The sequence below is a fragment of the Gordonia insulae genome, from assembly GCF_003855095.1.
Classification (GTDB): Bacteria; Actinomycetota; Actinomycetes; order Mycobacteriales; family Mycobacteriaceae; genus Gordonia; species Gordonia insulae.
The window spans coordinates 2,489,393-2,504,483 of sequence record NZ_CP033972.1 but is presented as its reverse complement, the minus strand read 5'-3'; the positions used below and the strand labels follow the sequence as shown (position 1 = coordinate 2,504,483).

Below are 15,091 nucleotides of genomic sequence, written 5' to 3'. Positions count from 1 at the left end.
GGGTGCGGGCGCCGCCCAGCGGTGTCAGCGCGGATCGAAACGGAAGATCTTGGTCTCCCCGTTGGCGTACACGAGGTTCCATCCCGAGGTGTTCTGCAGCGCCGACTGGAATCGTCCGATCGACTCGGGACCGTACTCGCCGTAATACTGCATGGCGCGGCGCGCCTGTTCACTGAAGATCACGTACGTCGGGCCGTTGTGCTGCTCGACATTCCACCTCAGGTAGCCCAGCTGCTCCTCGGTCGGGAAGTCCGGACGGGTCGCATCCGGGAAGGCGAACGTCAGCGCGCCGTCGAAGTACGGATCCGCCAGGGTCAGAGGGGCGTAGTTGTCGTTCAACCGGGTCGGCACGCCACCCTGCTTCATCATGGTGAAACGGGTGCCGGGTTCGGCCGCGGCGGTGATCCGGTCCATGACGGCGATCTGCGACGACGTCTGGACGACGAGTGGCCACAGCGCGAGATACGAATACAGGCCCGCCGATCCCACGCCGAGAAGTCCGGCCGATGCCACGAGCGCGACGACGCGCCGATGCCGGCCGGACCGGAACCCGTCGAGGGCGGCGACCAGTACCGGAGCGATGAGCAGACCGCAGCCGAGAAGGCTGTACAGGTAGATCCGGAAGATGGCCTCACCGCCGTAGCTCTGCGCGAGGAGGAGACCGAGTGCGGAGAACGCGATGATCGCCAGCCCCCACACGCGCCGCCGGTGGCGACGCCAGCCGACCAGGAAGCACAGTCCGGCAACGCCCATCACGCCCGCGGACAACCCGCGGACCACCCAGGAGGTGAGCGTCCTCGCCGCGTCCGGGGCGCCGGTGGCGGTGACATTACCCGCGGCGTTCTCCACCGGATTGCCACCGGTGAAGATCCCGTACGGCGCGACCGCGGAGAAGTTCAGCGCGAGATAGGCGGCGGCGATCGCGATCATGATCAGTACCGCCCACCAGGGTCGCGCCTGACGGAACACCACCAGCAGCACCGCGGCGCCGAGCGCCCAGAACGGCGTGAGCTGATGGGTCGGCACCATGGCCGCGAACGGCACGATGGCGAGTACCCCTGCCCGCGGTGCGTCGCGGGAAGCGAGCAACATCGTCAAGAATCCGTAGGCGAGCACCACGGCCCACGCCTGTGGTGAGAAGTAGTCCTGGCCCACCCAGTTGACCAGTTCCACGACGAATGCCGCGGTGAGGGCCACGCGTCGGCTCGACCCGATCACTCTCGCCGCCGAGTAGACGACGACAGCGATCAGGACGTGGACCACGGGGGCGAACACATGCGCCAACGTCATCGGATTCAGCCCGGTGACATCGCAGAACCAGGCCGACGACACGAAGAACGCCGGCCACTGCGCGTAGATGTCGGTCCCGTCCGGCTGGATCAGATCGTTGACCAGGATGTACCGGACCACCGCGACGTGCTTGTAGGTCCAGTCGTACAAGGGGACCTCGGTGCCGAGCCAGACGGTGAAGCGGGACACCACGATCGCCGCACCCAGGGCGGCGACCGCGGCCGCCGAGTTGCGCCCGACCACCGCGACCACGAACGCCACGACCACCGCCGCCATCGCCGGGATCAGCAACCTCCCGCTGCCGGAGAACGTCAGGCCGTAGAGGCTCGCGTCTGCTCCGGGCAGCGATGGCAATGCGATGAGCCACAAGATCAACGCGACGGCGATGAGTGCTGCGGGCAGGCCGCGGAGCGCGTGCCCGGAGGTCCGCACACGATCGGCCACGTGCGACCACCACTGTGCCGGCGCGGGTCGGGTCGAGGAACGGAAGTAGAACAGCGCGCTGCTGCCGAGTACGCCGAGCGCGGGAAACACGAGGATTCCCACCGGGTTCCATCGATAGGACCACATCGCGGCGATCGGTACCAGCGTGGTGACCGCCATGCTCAGGGTCAGGACCGCCGCGGGTCGGGCCCGGCGCGGGAAGTCGACCCACGTGAGGAGTGCGGCACCCGGACCGATCAGCGCGAAGACGGCGACGAGCAGCGCGCTCAGTGGGGCGGGCAACGGCAGCAGACCCAGCAGACCCGCGACCGCGGACATCATCGCGAGGTCGGGCAGCGTGATCAGTATGCGGCCGGGCGTGGGGCGCACCTCGACGGGCATCGTCCCGACGTTCTCGGGGCGGTCGATGGTCGTCGTCATCGCGGCGTTCCTGATCGTGGCGTGTCTGCTGGGGCCGGTTCCGCGGGCCGGGGTGGGCGCGGCGCAGGGGAATGGCCCGTCGTTGCGGAGAGCGGCCGGGACCGGCGCCCGCGGAGACGCTCGCGACCCAGGGCCACCGGACCCGACAACACCGAGAAGACCTCCACCCGGCCGACCGATCTCGACATCTCCGCGGCGAACTCGGGAGGCGGGACGGCGATCGCGCCGTAGGCGACCCCCGCGCGGGTGACGGCCCGGAAACGTCGGCGCAGCACCGAGAACGCCAGTCGCCGATGACCACGGTCGATGGCCACCTTGGTCAGCCAGGCGCCCAGCCCGAGTCCGTATCCGCGAGCCTGCGAGAGGAGCGCGTCGGTGTCACTGCGGTGGCGGTGCCACACGATGGACGCCGGCTCGTTGGCCAGCGCGTGACCGGCGGCCAACACCCGGAAGAACATGTCGAGGTCCTCGCCGCCCTTGGTCCGGGTGCCGGCACCCAACGCCTCGTCGAAGCCACCGAGCTCCAGCGCGCGCGCCCGGTCGACCGCGAAGTTGGCGCCCGTCCCGTAGACGCCGACCTGAAACGGGAAGAGCGGCACGTCCTCCGGCGGATCGTTCAGCGAGTAGACGCGCGGGACGAGACTTGCCGCCCACGAGACCCGCCAGTCGAAATAGGCCTGCGGACGCGTACGGAGTTCCCCGCTGGGCACCATTCCGCAGACGCAGGCGACGTCGGGATCACGGGCGAATCCCGCCGCGAGCCCGCGCAACCACCCCCGGTCGGCGACGACGTCGTCGTCGGTGAACGCGACGAGGCCGTGACGGGCCCCGCGCAATCCGGCATTGCGGGCGTTCGACAGTCCGGCAACGGGTTCCACAATTCGCCGGATGCGATCATCGGCGAGTTCGGCCACCACGCGCTCGGTCGCGTCGCCGGTCGGGGCGTTGTCGACCACCACGATCTCGTAGTCCGGATAATCGAGACGCCGGAGGGAGCGGAGTGCGTCGATCAGCTGGTCCGGGCGTTCGCGCGTACAGATGACCACGGAGATCGGTGGCAGCGCCGGGTCCGTGACGGGTGTCGCTTCGCTCGCGGGTGCATCCCCCGTCGCTTCGCTCGCCCGTGCATCTCCCGTCGCTTCGCTCGCCCGGTCCGGCAACTCGACATGGATCAGCCCGTCGATCAGCTCGGTGTGCACGAAGGACAGTGGCGTGAAACCGTCGCGGATCAGGATGCGTGCCTTGGCATATCCGTCCGCCGCGTCGGGCGCGCACACCGCGATCCGCTGCCCGCGGTGGACGTCGGCGAGATCCAGGACGCCGACCCAGGTGGCGCCGGGCCATTCCGGCTCGCCGTCGGAAGGCATGGCCGGGACGAGGCGAAGTGGTGCGGTCATGACCGGCTCACCCGCACGGAGTCGACGAGCATGGTGGCCGGGAGCGCGGCGGTCTCGGGGTCGCCCGGCCAGTTGCCGCCGACGGCGAGGGTGAACAGCAGGTGGAACGGGGAATCGAAGACCCATCGGGAATCCGCGGCGAGGTCGGCCGGCGTGGCGGTGAACACCGTCGTGTCGTCGATCCCGGTCTCGATGCGTCCCGGGGACTTCTCCATCCAGTACGTGTGGAAGGTGCCGGGTAGGGCACTCGGGGGACGACCGCTCGCGGAGACGGTCTGGCCGCGGCGCGACGACGTCTGCGGCGCATGGATTCCGGTGTGATATTCGGTGGCCTGGTTGATCGTCTCGATGATGTCGATCTCGCCGGCCTCCGGCCAGCCCACCCGGTCGATGCCGTCGCCCAGCATCCAGAACGCGGGGTGCAGGCCCGCGCCCGCGGGCAACGAGATCCGCGCCTCGACGCGTCCATAAGTCATCGAGAACCGCCCCTGGGTGGTCAGTCGTGCGGACGTGATCGTGTCGCCCACACGTCGCGCGGTGATCGCGAGGTGGCCCGCACCGTCGATCCGCACGTTGTCGGTGCTGTCGGAGTAGACCTGCGCCTCGTTGTTGCCCCAACCGCCGCCGCCGGTCTCGGCGATCCATGCGCCGCGGAGGGGACGCGCCGGGCCGTCGAATTCATCGACGAAATAGGCGGGTTGCCGGGTGTCCTCGGCCGATGCGTCGCCGAACGGGATCGTGCAGGCGGTGGTGCCCAGCACGATCGCGCTCAGCGCGGCCAGCGTGCCACGCGTCACGGGTCTCGACATCATCAGACCCCGTCGGCGGGAACGGGTGTCGCGGCGCGGTCGTCGGCGGCGCGGTGAGGCATCGGCGTGACCTCGGGGTCGGCCCACCGGTGTCTACCATCGGACCGGCCGGACTCCGCGGTGCCGGGAGGTGGCATGACACCGGCCACCAGGATCGCGATCAACACCGGGTAGATCATCAGCCGCTCGGCGCCGCCCGCGCCCATCCAGTCGGTGAGACCTGGTGCGTAGCAGAAGTATCCGATGGTGGCGGTGATTCCGCCGACCCCGAGGACCAGGCGGGGAACGGCGCCGAGACCCGTCGTCGAGGACACCGCGACGAGGACGCTGCCCAGGGCGCCGAAGACGACGAACACGTGGAGCGCGGCGGAGTGGACGGGGTAGTCGGTCTTCACCGACACGATGCCCGTGACCGCAAGTGCGAGACCGGAGATGGCGAGCATCGACCCGTGGGGGATGGAGAGTCGGTGTTGGAGGAGCCACGAGGTGGCGACGAGCACGATCGCGATCCCGGTGACCACGAGCGCGATGGTCATCACGGGAGAGGTCGCGCTGCATGGCCAGGTGCCCTGCGGACCGCAGAACGGGACTCCCAGTGGTCCGACGGTGACGTCGCGGTAGGTGTAGTTGCCCCGCCACGACGCCGACACCACCCACTCGGCGGCGAAGTAGACCAGGACCAGGAGCGCGATCCACCGCGTGGACTGCGGATCACGGAGGAATGCGGTTGCCTTGGTCACCGTTCACGTTCCCTTCGGGCCCTGGGGGCCAACTGGTTCTGGATCGTCCCGACGGCGAATCCGGCCACCGTCGTGACGAATCCGACGACCACCATCGCCGCCCGTGCCGGTGTGCGGCGATGTCGCCACAGTGCGCTCGTCAGGATGCGGCGCGTGTAGTCGCGCTCACTCGCCAGCGCGAGGTCGGCGGAGGTCAGCGCGGACAACGTGGCCTTGGACCGGCCCTCCTGATAGCAGCGGCGGACGAAATATCGGAGGGTGGTCCGCTCCGGGGTGACCTCGTGCCGGACGGAGAAGCGCGTGTCGCGGATCAATCGGGCACCGGGATGACGCTCTCGCAGAGCGATTCCCATGAGTGTCTCCTCGCACCCGGCGGGAAAGGTGCCGCGTCGTCCGAGATGGCGGGAGAAGCCGCCGATGTCCACAAGCGGCCGGCGGCGCACCGCCATCGCCGCACCGATCGGGTTGCGGATGTCGGCGCCGTCGGCGGGCAGACCCCGATAGTCGCAGCCGACCACCCAGCCGAACTCCTCGGGAAACCAGGCGGGTTGCGTGCCCGCGTGCCACGCGGGCTCCACGCCACCGCCGACCGCGACGATGTCGGGGGCGGTGAAACGCTCGCGGATCACCTCGAGGCCATCGCCCTGCAGAGTGGCATCGTCGTCCAGGAAGACCACGATGCCGGCGCGTGCGGCGTGCAGTCCGGTGTTGCGCGCGCCCGACAATCCGCGCTCGCGCTCGTTCGCGATCACCCGTACGCGGTCGGGCACGACGTCGAGGAGTTCGGTGCGGAGGTCCTCGTTGTGGTCGACGACGACGAGCACCTCGTCCGTCGGGTCGAGTTGTTCGACGGCGCGGGACAGCGCCGGCAGCATCGTGTGCAGACGCGCGCGGGTGTAGCAGCAGACGACGAGGTCGAGGCCGGTGTCGACAACAGCGGCCTCGAGGGGATCGGGAGCCGTCTGTGGTGACGACGCCTTCGTGGGCATGGGCGACGACTCAGGCACGGCGGCAAGACTTTCTGGAACAGGAAACTACGAGGTGAGATGCGCGACGGTCGGATCGGACCCGACGCGGTGCGTCAGTGGCTCAGCCTATCCCATCGGATTAGGGGAGGCTAACCTACTGGTCTCGTAGGGGGTGCCCTGTGTGAAGGATCACGGTCCGCCGAGTAGTTGGCGCGCCGCCGCCGCGACACCTTCGAGCGCGCACGCCACGCGGTCCGCGTCGAAGACGGAGTCGTCGAAGGTGGCGGTCATCCAGATCGACGTGTCCACCATGGCGCTGGTGACCGTGATCCCCGTGTGTCCCACCGGATCGGCGAGACCCAGGACCAGGCGGTGGTCGGGGGAGAGCCAGCGGAGGTGATCGGTGCGCGGAGTGCGTCCGACGCTCGAGTGCAGCAGGTTCGCACGGACGGGGTGATCGGGGAGGCGGGCGTCGTGATCCACTGTGGCGCGGCGCTTCTTCGTCGCCATCCGCAGTTTCGCCGTGCCGACGAGCAGATTCGCGACCGGCCGTCCCATGCGGATCGACTCGGTGAGCGATCGCTGCAGTTCGGCAGGGCTCACGTCGTCGCCGACATCGAAGGCCAGTCCTGCCGAGAACGACGCCAGGGTCGCGACGTCATCGGGCAGGTAGGTCCGGACGTCGACGGGCAGGGTGACCATCGGGTTCACCGGGATACCCGCGGTGACCAGGGACCGGCGCAGCGCGCAGGTGTAGACCGCGAACATCCCGACCCCTGGTGCGGTGCGGTCGCGTGCCGCCCGCAGTGACCCGGCGACCGTCCCGGGGATCTTCGTCGCCCGCACCCGGGCCGGCCGCTGCGGGGTGAATGCGCCGGTCGCCGGCCGGTCGGACGTCCATTCCGGCCGGTGGCGGTGAAAGCGGAGCAGCGTGGCGAGACGTCGCGGGTCGCTGCCGAAGGTGCGAAGCGCGGCGATGCCGAGCGGGGACCGTCGGCCTCGGTATCTGCGCCACAGCTCATCGTCGGCGGGATCGATGCCGCCGACGATGACGTCGACGATCGTCTGCAGCAGAGACACATCGCCGAGGCCGTGACTGAAGTCGATGGCGAGATGGTCGCCGGCGAGCACCACGCGGAGTTGGCGATCCGGCATCGACCGGACGACGTCGAACAGATTGATCGGATCTGCGGGCATCGGGACCTCGACGACCGCGTCGCCGATGTCGCCGGCACAGAACCGCCACCGGGTCGTCTCGCTGGACGGTTCGAGGCCGATCCGGGTCTCGGAACCGACGGCGGCGAGTGCACGCAGTCGGGCCGCGGCGACGTCGCGCGACGGGAACTCGGCCGGCCCGACGACGAGAGCCGAGCGGCGGCGGCTGTGCTGAAGGTCGAGGGCCGCGACGCGGACCTGACCGGGGCGCTGCCCCGCGGAGTTGGTGAGCATCAGAATCGGTCACCACTGTAACAAAGGTGAACCTAACTCCGACCCGTGGCCGCGGTGGTCGAGCGCGTCCCGCAGGGCGGATGACCGGGCCAATTCACCCGCCGTTCACCTGGTGTCGAGAGACCGTCCACCAGCCCCGCCTAGCGTCAATTCGGACACCCCGGATCGGCGGGGTAATCGAATCGAAAGGCTACGTGTAGCGGTGAAAATCAATCGGAATGGCGCAATGGCGGCAGTCTCCACCATTGCAGCGGTGACCCTGCTCAGTGCGTGCAGTGGTGGTGGGGAGAGCCAGACCGTGAGCGGCGAGGGGTCGACCGCGCAGCAGAAGGCGATGGAGCACTTCAGTCAGGTGCTCACCGACAACTCGGACATCGTGCTCGATTACACGGGCAGCGGCTCCGGCGACGGAATCAAGAAGTTCATCGCCGGCGACGTCGACTTCGCCGGCTCGGACTCCGCGCTCAAGGGCGATGAGATCACCCAGGCCAAGGAGCGTTGCAACGGCAACGACGCATGGCATCTCCCGATGGTGGCCGGACCCGTCGCGGTCGCCTACAACGTCGAGGGCGTCGACAAGCTGAATCTGAACCCGACCGTCCTGGCCGGCATCTTCGATTCGAAGATCACCACATGGAACGACCCGGCCATCGCCGCGCTGAATCCGGGCGTGACCCTGCCGAGCATCAACATCGTGCCGGTCCACCGCAGCGACAGCTCGGGCACCACCGACAACTTCCAGCGCTTCCTGCAGGCCTCGGCTCCGCAGGCCTGGCCGTACGAGCACAGCAAGGAATTCCAGGGCAAGGGCGGTTCGGCCGCGGCCAAGTCGACCGGCGTCGGTGACACCGTGAAGAAGACCCCGGGCTCGATCACCTACGTCGAGTGGGGCTTCGCGACCGAGAACGATCTCGGTGTCGCGGCGGTCGACTTCGGTGCCGGACCGGTCCAGCTCACCAACGAGACCGCGGGCAAGGCGCTCGACACGGTGAAGTTCAAGACCCCGGGCAGCAAGGACCTGGTCGTCGACACCGACGCGCTGTACGCGTCGAAGGACGCCGGTGCCTACCCGCTGCTGCTGACCCCGTACTCGATCGTGTGCTCGGCCGGCTACGCCGAGCAGGCGACGACCGACACGATCAAGTCGGCGTTCACCGAGATCCTGAACAAGGGCCAGGACGGTCTCGCCGAGATCGGCTACGTTGCACTGCCGCAGAACTTCAAGACGACTCTGCAGGGCAGCATCGACTCGCTCGGCCAGGCTGCCGGCGGCTCCAACCAGTAAACCGATGACGACGTCGCGGGGCCGCGAGATTTTGCGGCCCCGCGACTTCGGTTGACACACTGATACCGGAACGATCACGCGGAAGTGGCGGGATGACCAGAGCCGAACCAGAAGGACGCATGACCTCTCTCAACGAGCAGCAGGGCGGGCAGCCGCAAGGCGACCCGACGTTGCCAGGAACCCCCTTCGAGCCGGAGGGCGATGTCGAGGGTCTGCGCGCCGGTAAGAGCAGCAGACTCGGTGATCAGATCTTCCGCGGCCTGTCGGTGGGCGCCGGCGTCCTGGTCTCCGTCATCATCGCGTTGATCGCCGTGTTCCTCCTGGCGCAGGCGATTCCGTCGCTCGCCAAGAACACGGCCAACTTCTTCACCTATCAGGGCGAGTGGATCACCACCGGGACCGAGCTGAAGTTCGGTATCCCACAGCTGTTCTACGCGACGGTCGTCGTCTCGGTGATCGCGCTCATCCTGGCCATGCCGATCTCGCTCGGCATCTCGATCTTCCTCACCGAGTACGCCCCGAAGCGGCTCGTCGGGCCGATCACCTACACCGTCGACCTGCTCGCCGCGGTGCCGTCCATCGTCTACGGCCTGTGGGGCATCCTGGTCCTCGGGCCGGCGTTGGTCCCGGTCAACGAATGGTTGGTCGGCAACCTCGGGTTCCTTCCGTTCTTCCAGCAACCCACCCAGGTGGCGAACATGTCGACCGGTGGCACGCTGCTGACCGGTGGCATCGTGCTGGCGGTGATGATCCTGCCGATCATCACCGCGGTCACCCGCGAGGTCTTCATCCAGACCCCGAAGGGACACCGTGAGGCCGCACTCGCCCTCGGCGCCACCAAATGGGAGGTCGTGCGGGTGGCGGTCCTCCCGTTCGGCTTCTCCGGCTACATCAGCGGGTCGATGCTCGGCCTCGGCCGCGCGCTCGGCGAGACCATGGCGCTGCTGCTGATCATCTCCACCGCCGGACCGATGGATTTCAACCTGATGGAGAGTGGCGAGACGTTCGCCACCAAGATCGCCAACAATGCGGCCGAGTTCGACTCGCCCGCCAAGACCGGCGCCTACATCTCGGCGGGTCTCACCCTGTTCGTGCTGACCTTCGTCGTCAACGCAGCGGCCCGCGCGGTCGTCACCCGAAAGAAGTAGCGACATGACCGTCACCGTGGAGAATCCGGGGACCGACCCGGTCAAGACCCGTCCGGCGGGCTTCGTCCCGCTCTCCGGCCGCCGCAAGTTCGGCAATCGTGCCGCCGGAGCGCTGGTCACCGCTGCGCTGCTGATCGCGCTCGTGCCGCTGTTCTGGCTCGTCATCACGCTGGTCGCCCGGGGCATCGGGACGATTCTCGACCCCGACTGGTGGATGAGCTCCGAGCGCTACGGCGGTGCCGCCAACGCGATCGTCGGCACGCTGATGCAGACCGCACTGGCGGCCGTGATCTCGGTGCCGCTCGGCATCTTCGTCGCGATCTACCTGGTGGAATACAGCAACCGGAAGTCGCTGCTGGCCCGGATCACGACCTTCATGGTCGACATCCTGTCCGGCGTGCCGTCGATCGTCGCCGCGCTGTTCGTCTACGCGGTCTGGCGAACGACGCTGGGCCTGCCGCGATCCGGCTTCGTGGTCGCGATCGCCCTGGTCCTGTTGATGGTGCCGCTGGTGGTGCGCGCCACCGAGGAGATGCTCAAGATCGTCCCGCAGGATCTGCGTGAGGCCTCCTATGCACTCGGCATCCCGAAGTGGAAGACCATCGCACGCGTGGTCCTGCCGACCGCGATGTCGGGCATCATCACCGGCGTCATGCTGGCCATCGCCCGCGTGATGGGTGAATCGGCCCCGGTGCTGATCCTCGTCGGTGCGACGAGGGCGATGAACTGGAATCCCTTCGAGGGCAACCAGCAGTCCCTGCCGCTGATGATGGTGCAGCAGTACAACAACGGACCCAGCGCGTTCGATCAGGTGTGGGGCGCGGCGCTGACACTGGTCATCCTCGTCGCGATCATCTACTTCGGCGCCAAGTTCGTCTCGAAGGCATTCGCGCCCAAGACCTCCTGATCCCCGCTTCCCGAGTCACCCTCGATTCTCGACACGAATGGACATCTCATGGCCAAGCGCCTCGACATCAAAGATCTGAACATCTATTACGGCGCCTTCCACGCGGTCAAGGACGTTTCCCTCGAGGTCTCGCCGCGCTCGATCACCGCCTTCATCGGCCCATCGGGCTGCGGCAAGTCCACGGTGCTGCGCACCCTCAACCGCATGCACGAGGTCACTCCCGGCGCGTATGCGCAGGGCAAGGTGCTCCTCGACGGTGAGGACATCTACGCCAAGGGGATCGACCCGGTGAGCGTCCGCTCGACGATCGGCATGGTCTTCCAGCGCCCGAATCCGTTCCCCACCATGTCGATCCGCGACAACGTGGTGGCCGGCCTGAAGTTGCAGGGCATGCGCAACAAGGCACAGCTCGACGACGTCGCCGAGCGCAGCCTCAAGGGCGCGAACCTGTGGGAAGAGGTCAAGGACCGTCTCGACAAGCCCGGCGGCGGCCTCTCCGGTGGTCAGCAGCAGCGTCTGTGCATCGCGCGCGCCATCGCGGTCTCACCGGACGTGCTGCTGATGGACGAGCCCTGCTCCGCGCTCGACCCGATCTCGACCCTGGCGATCGAGGACCTGATGGGTGAACTCAAGAAGGAGTACACCATCGTCATCGTCACCCACAACATGCAGCAGGCGGCGCGCGTCAGCGATCAGACCGCGTTCTTCAACCTCGAGGGTGTCGGCCAGCCCGGTCAGCTGGTCGAGATCAACGACACCGAGACGATGTTCTCCAACCCGCTCAAGCAGGAGACCGAGGACTACATCTCGGGCCGCTTCGGCTGATCGGGAGTTCTCGACGGCATCTGCGCCGGGGGTCGTTCCACGACTCCCGGCGATTGTCGTTCTCGGGTCCCGCCGTCCACTGCCAAGCGAGCGGCGAGTGCTCGAGGCTCACATGTTGATGAGCAGGATGACCAGCAGTGCGATCAGCGACAGCGTGACCCCGCCGTAGACCACGATCTGCCGACGGTGCGCCGCAGCGGCGTGCTCCTCGTCGGTGACGGCGTTGAAATCTGGTTCCGCAGAGTAGTGCTGACCCATGCCGCTCACCCTAACGCGACGTCACACGGCCGGAGAAATCCTTCACCACATCCGGTGAGAGCCAACTCATCGGCTCCGGGACGTGGTCCGCATCGCACATCGCGCGCGTACGTCCACCGACCACAACGGGCGTGCACCGCTGTCGCGGCACACGCCCGTTGATGGGACGGAGACGGTCAGGAGACCTCGAGGTACTGCTCGGGGGTCTGGCCGGTCGCCTGGAACACCACGCGACGTCCGATCAGGACGGCGTGGTCGGCGAAACGCTCGTAATAGCGTCCGAGCAGGGTGACATCGACGGCCGCAGCCACACCATGGCTCCACTCACGGTCCATCAGGACCGTGAAGAGGTGCCGGTGCAGGTCGTCCATCGCGTCGTCGTCCTCCTGCAGACGGATCGCATCCTGCGGATTCTGCGTGGTCAGGACCTCGCGCGCGGTTTGGGCCAGCTGTACCGCCAGACGGCCCATCTCGGCGAAGTAACCGTTGACCTCTTCCGGCAGTGCCTTCGCCGGATGGCGACGTCGCGCGACCTTGGCGACGTGCAACGCGAGAGCGCCCATGCGGTCGACGTCGGCGACGATCTGGAAGCCGCTGACGATGCCGCGCAGGTCGCCGGCCACCGGCGCCTGCAGCGCCAGCAGTGCGAAGGCCTGCTCCTCGGCGCGCGCGGACAGTTCGTTCATCCGGTCGTTGTCGGTGATCACTTCTTCTGCGACGGCGAGGTCAGCCTGCAACAATGCCTGGGTGGCCCGCGCCATCGCCGCACCGGCGAGATCACACATCTCACCGAGGATCGTGTTGAGCCCTTCGAGCTGCTCATGGTAGGCGGTACGCATACGGACCAGGATACTTGGCGCCGGGCCCATTCCCGATCGTGACGGGGTGAACTCACGATGAACGGCCGGTGCCACGGCCGTGTGGCCGTGTCTGCGCTGGTCAGGAGCAGGTGGTGTCGCCCGCGTTGGTGACCGTGAGATCGTTCGGCAGGTTCGACGCGCCGGTCGACGGCGGCAGCTGGTTGACCGAGATCGTGGCACCGGTGTCCGGTGTCGAGTCCAGCGAACCATCGAAGTTCTTGCCGACGATCAGCTCGACACCCGACTTCACGTTCCGATCCAGCTGGATCGAGGAACCCGGGAACATCGCGGCGAGGGTGGCCGCCGAATCCTGTTCCCCGATGCCGTAGCGGATGACCGTGTCGTCGCGGTTCTCCGACGCGTCCGCGACGCCGCGGACATCGAAGCCCAGGGGAGCGAGCTGATCGGAGACGTCGGCTGCGGCGCCGGTGCGCCCGGTGCCGTTCAGCACGCGCACACCCACGTTGCCCGGACTCTGCGCGGTGGCCGACACCCGGGTGGGTGCCGGTGCCGCGCTCGGGCTCGAGGCGCTGCTCGACGACGACTTCTTGCTCGTCGATCCGGACGCCTGCTTCTTGGCCTTCTCGCCGGGCAGGGGCTCGTCGTCGATGATGGCGTTGAACATGGCGTCGACGTCGTCGGTGCGGGGGAGCTCGTTGTTCTGCCCGTCCGTCGACGTCCCGGACGTCGGGATCGTCAGGAAGGTGACCCGACCGGCCTCGATGCCCTGCATCGACTCGGCGAGATTGAGCAGCGACTGGGTGTCGACGCCGTCGACGAAGCTGTACTGGATGAAGGTGTTGACGATGCTGTTGAGCTTGTTCGGATTCGACAGCACGTTGCCCGACAACGTCGATCGGAGCAGCGACGACATGAACAGCTGCTGCCGTTTGATCCGGCCGTAGTCGCCGTTGCCCTCCGACTCGATCGTGCGTGCACGGACGTAGTTGAGCGCGCGGCGGCCGGTGAGCTTCTGGGTGCCCGCCTTACGCAGGATCTGACCGAGCTCGTAGTCGTAGAGCGGGGTCGGTGAACAGACCTCGACCCCACCGACGGCCTTGACGACCTTCTCGAAGCCGTAGAAGTCCATCGCGATGAAGTGGTTGATGTTCAGGCCGCTCATCTGGGTGATGACCTTGACCAGACACTTCGGTCCGCCCTCGGCGTACACGCTGTTGAGCTTCACTCCGGAACCGGCGGGCAACGCCTCCCCGTAGGTGCCGGCACCGTTGTCCCAGGACTGGCATTCGGGCCGGTCGACCGCGAGGTCACGGGGGAACGACACCGCGACGACGCGCTCGCGATTGGCCGGGACGTTGACCAGGATCACCGTGTCCGAGCGGGCGCCGTCGGCGTCTGCGGTGGTGCCCGCCCCGACCTTGGCGTTCTGTCCGCTGCGGGTGTCGGTACCCACGATCAGGTAGGTCTCGTCGCCGTACTGGGCGTCCTTGTTGCGGATGTTCTGGTCGTCGGGGTCGACCGCGTTGATGGTCTTCCAGTTGCCGTTCCACGACTGCAGGTAGCCCCACACGAAACCGGTACCGACCAGCGCCATCACGCAGGCGACGGCGACCAGTACGCGGCCGGTGACGGTGACGTTGCGGGAGAGGTTGCGCCGACGTTCCGCGGGTCCGGGATGGCGCCGCGGCCGGGACCGGGGCGGAATGGTGTCGGAGAGGTCGGGGGTCCGCTCCAGGGGTCGGGCTCGACTGCCCTGGCCGCGTGACTCCTCGGTGACCCGCTGTCGGGTCGCGTCGTCGGAGAGGTCCACCTCGACGTCGGCGGGTCCGGCGTCGGGCCGGACGGTCGGGATCTTCTGCGTGACGTCGTTCTCGTTGGGAAAACCGCGCAGGTCGTCGAACCGGTGGACGGTGGTCGGGCGGTCGTCGGCGGGAGGCTGTGGCGCGGGACGATCGGCGGCCCCGGACGGCTCGGGGGTGGGCGCGCCCGCGGCGTTCATCTGCTCCATCAGCTCGCGGACGGTGAGCCGTGTGCGGCCGCGGACGTAACGGTCCGTGGCGCGCGGCTCGTGCAGTGCGCCGTGTGCGGGGATGTCGTTCGTGGGGGCCTGCCCGTACCGCTCGGTGAAGTCGTTGGCACCACCGGAGCGTCCGGCGCGACGGCTCCGACGCGGCGTGCTGCCGTCGTCGGCCGGCTCGTCCGGTCCCGATTTCCTACGACTCAACTGACTTTCCCCTTGAACCCCGATTGCTGCCACCTGGTGCCGGCCGCGGGCTGTCGCGGCGCACCATTGCATGGCCCTGCACAGGCGCAGGACCTCGGGTCATAGT

General features: G+C 67.9%; 13 protein-coding genes. 4 read left to right on the top strand and 9 right to left on the bottom strand.

Annotated elements, in window-relative coordinates; translation table 11 throughout:
• Positions 1–24 precede the first annotated feature (24 nt).
• From D7316_RS11345 to D7316_RS11320, 6 genes are all read right to left on the bottom strand, one after another.
• Positions 25–2,154, bottom strand: a complete 2,130-nt coding sequence (locus tag D7316_RS11345; RefSeq protein ID WP_232016871.1) for a hypothetical protein — start codon at positions 2,152–2,154, stop codon at positions 25–27.
• Positions 2,151–3,551: a glycosyltransferase family 2 protein gene (locus tag D7316_RS11340; RefSeq protein ID WP_232016870.1), complete on the bottom strand. Its 1,401-nt coding sequence runs from the start codon at positions 3,549–3,551 to the stop codon at positions 2,151–2,153. The genes D7316_RS11345 and D7316_RS11340 overlap by 4 nt, the downstream gene beginning before the upstream one ends.
• Complete coding sequence (locus D7316_RS11335; RefSeq protein ID WP_408610001.1) at positions 3,548–4,348, bottom strand: glycoside hydrolase family 16 protein; 801 nt, start codon at positions 4,346–4,348, stop codon at positions 3,548–3,550. The genes D7316_RS11340 and D7316_RS11335 overlap by 4 nt, the downstream gene beginning before the upstream one ends.
• Positions 4,349–4,362: 14 nt before the next feature.
• Positions 4,363–5,100 carry a hypothetical protein gene (locus D7316_RS11330; RefSeq protein ID WP_124708335.1) on the bottom strand — a complete coding sequence of 246 codons (738 nt, stop codon included), beginning with the start codon at positions 5,098–5,100 and terminating at the stop codon, positions 4,363–4,365.
• The gene (locus tag D7316_RS11325; protein WP_232016869.1) at positions 5,097–6,107 is read right to left on the bottom strand and encodes a glycosyltransferase family 2 protein; all 1,011 of its coding nucleotides are present in this window, start codon (positions 6,105–6,107) and stop codon (positions 5,097–5,099) included. Before D7316_RS11325 ends, D7316_RS11330 begins: the two co-directional genes overlap by 4 nt.
• Positions 6,108–6,257: 150 nt before the next feature.
• On the bottom strand, positions 6,258–7,517 hold the full coding sequence (locus D7316_RS11320) for a hypothetical protein (RefSeq protein WP_124708334.1): 1,260 nt from the start codon (positions 7,515–7,517) through the stop codon (positions 6,258–6,260).
• Positions 7,518–7,719: 202 nt separating this feature from the next.
• Between D7316_RS11320 and pstS the strand changes: the two genes are divergently transcribed.
• The 4 genes from pstS (at position 7,720) to pstB (ending at position 11,682) form a co-directional block, all read left to right on the top strand.
• Complete coding sequence (gene pstS, locus D7316_RS11315) at positions 7,720–8,802, top strand: phosphate ABC transporter substrate-binding protein PstS (RefSeq protein WP_124708333.1); 1,083 nt, start codon at positions 7,720–7,722, stop codon at positions 8,800–8,802.
• Between the two features lie 119 nt (positions 8,803–8,921).
• Positions 8,922–9,950, top strand: coding sequence for a phosphate ABC transporter permease subunit PstC (pstC, locus tag D7316_RS11310; protein WP_124708332.1), 1,029 nt, complete (start codon positions 8,922–8,924; stop codon positions 9,948–9,950).
• 4 nt (positions 9,951–9,954) lie between these two features.
• Positions 9,955–10,857: a phosphate ABC transporter permease PstA gene (gene pstA, locus D7316_RS11305; protein WP_124708331.1), complete on the top strand. Its 903-nt coding sequence runs from the start codon at positions 9,955–9,957 to the stop codon at positions 10,855–10,857.
• 48 nt (positions 10,858–10,905) lie between these two features.
• Positions 10,906–11,682: a phosphate ABC transporter ATP-binding protein PstB gene (pstB, locus tag D7316_RS11300; RefSeq protein WP_124708330.1), complete on the top strand. Its 777-nt coding sequence runs from the start codon at positions 10,906–10,908 to the stop codon at positions 11,680–11,682.
• A gap of 108 nt (positions 11,683–11,790) precedes the next feature.
• Here the strand turns inward: pstB and D7316_RS27120 are convergent, their stop codons facing one another.
• The 3 genes from D7316_RS27120 to D7316_RS11290 form a co-directional block, all read right to left on the bottom strand.
• A complete protein-coding gene (locus D7316_RS27120; RefSeq protein WP_164473773.1) occupies positions 11,791–11,940 on the bottom strand; it encodes a hypothetical protein in 150 nt (49 codons plus the stop codon).
• 176 nt (positions 11,941–12,116) lie between these two features.
• A complete protein-coding gene (phoU, locus tag D7316_RS11295; RefSeq protein ID WP_124708329.1) occupies positions 12,117–12,779 on the bottom strand; it encodes a phosphate signaling complex protein PhoU in 663 nt (220 codons plus the stop codon).
• Positions 12,780–12,879: 100 nt separating this feature from the next.
• Positions 12,880–14,985 carry an LCP family protein gene (locus D7316_RS11290; RefSeq protein WP_124708328.1) on the bottom strand — a complete coding sequence of 702 codons (2,106 nt, stop codon included), beginning with the start codon at positions 14,983–14,985 and terminating at the stop codon, positions 12,880–12,882.
• Between the last annotated feature and the right edge of the window lie 106 nt (positions 14,986–15,091).

Coding starts and splice junctions, on each gene's coding strand:
- D7316_RS11345 (WP_232016871.1), bottom strand. CDS start 2,154: ATGACGACGACCATCGACCGCCCCGAGAACGTCGGGACGATGCCCGTC.
- D7316_RS11340 (WP_232016870.1), bottom strand. CDS start 3,551: ATGACCGCACCACTTCGCCTCGTCCCGGCCATGCCTTCCGACGGCGAG.
- D7316_RS11320 (WP_124708334.1), bottom strand. CDS start 7,517: ATGCTCACCAACTCCGCGGGGCAGCGCCCCGGTCAGGTCCGCGTCGCG.
- pstC (WP_124708332.1), top strand. CDS start 8,922: ATGACCTCTCTCAACGAGCAGCAGGGCGGGCAGCCGCAAGGCGACCCG.
- pstA (WP_124708331.1), top strand. CDS start 9,955: ATGACCGTCACCGTGGAGAATCCGGGGACCGACCCGGTCAAGACCCGT.
- pstB (WP_124708330.1), top strand. CDS start 10,906: ATGGCCAAGCGCCTCGACATCAAAGATCTGAACATCTATTACGGCGCC.
- D7316_RS27120 (WP_164473773.1), bottom strand. CDS start 11,940: ATGGGTCAGCACTACTCTGCGGAACCAGATTTCAACGCCGTCACCGAC.
- phoU (WP_124708329.1), bottom strand. CDS start 12,779: ATGCGTACCGCCTACCATGAGCAGCTCGAAGGGCTCAACACGATCCTC.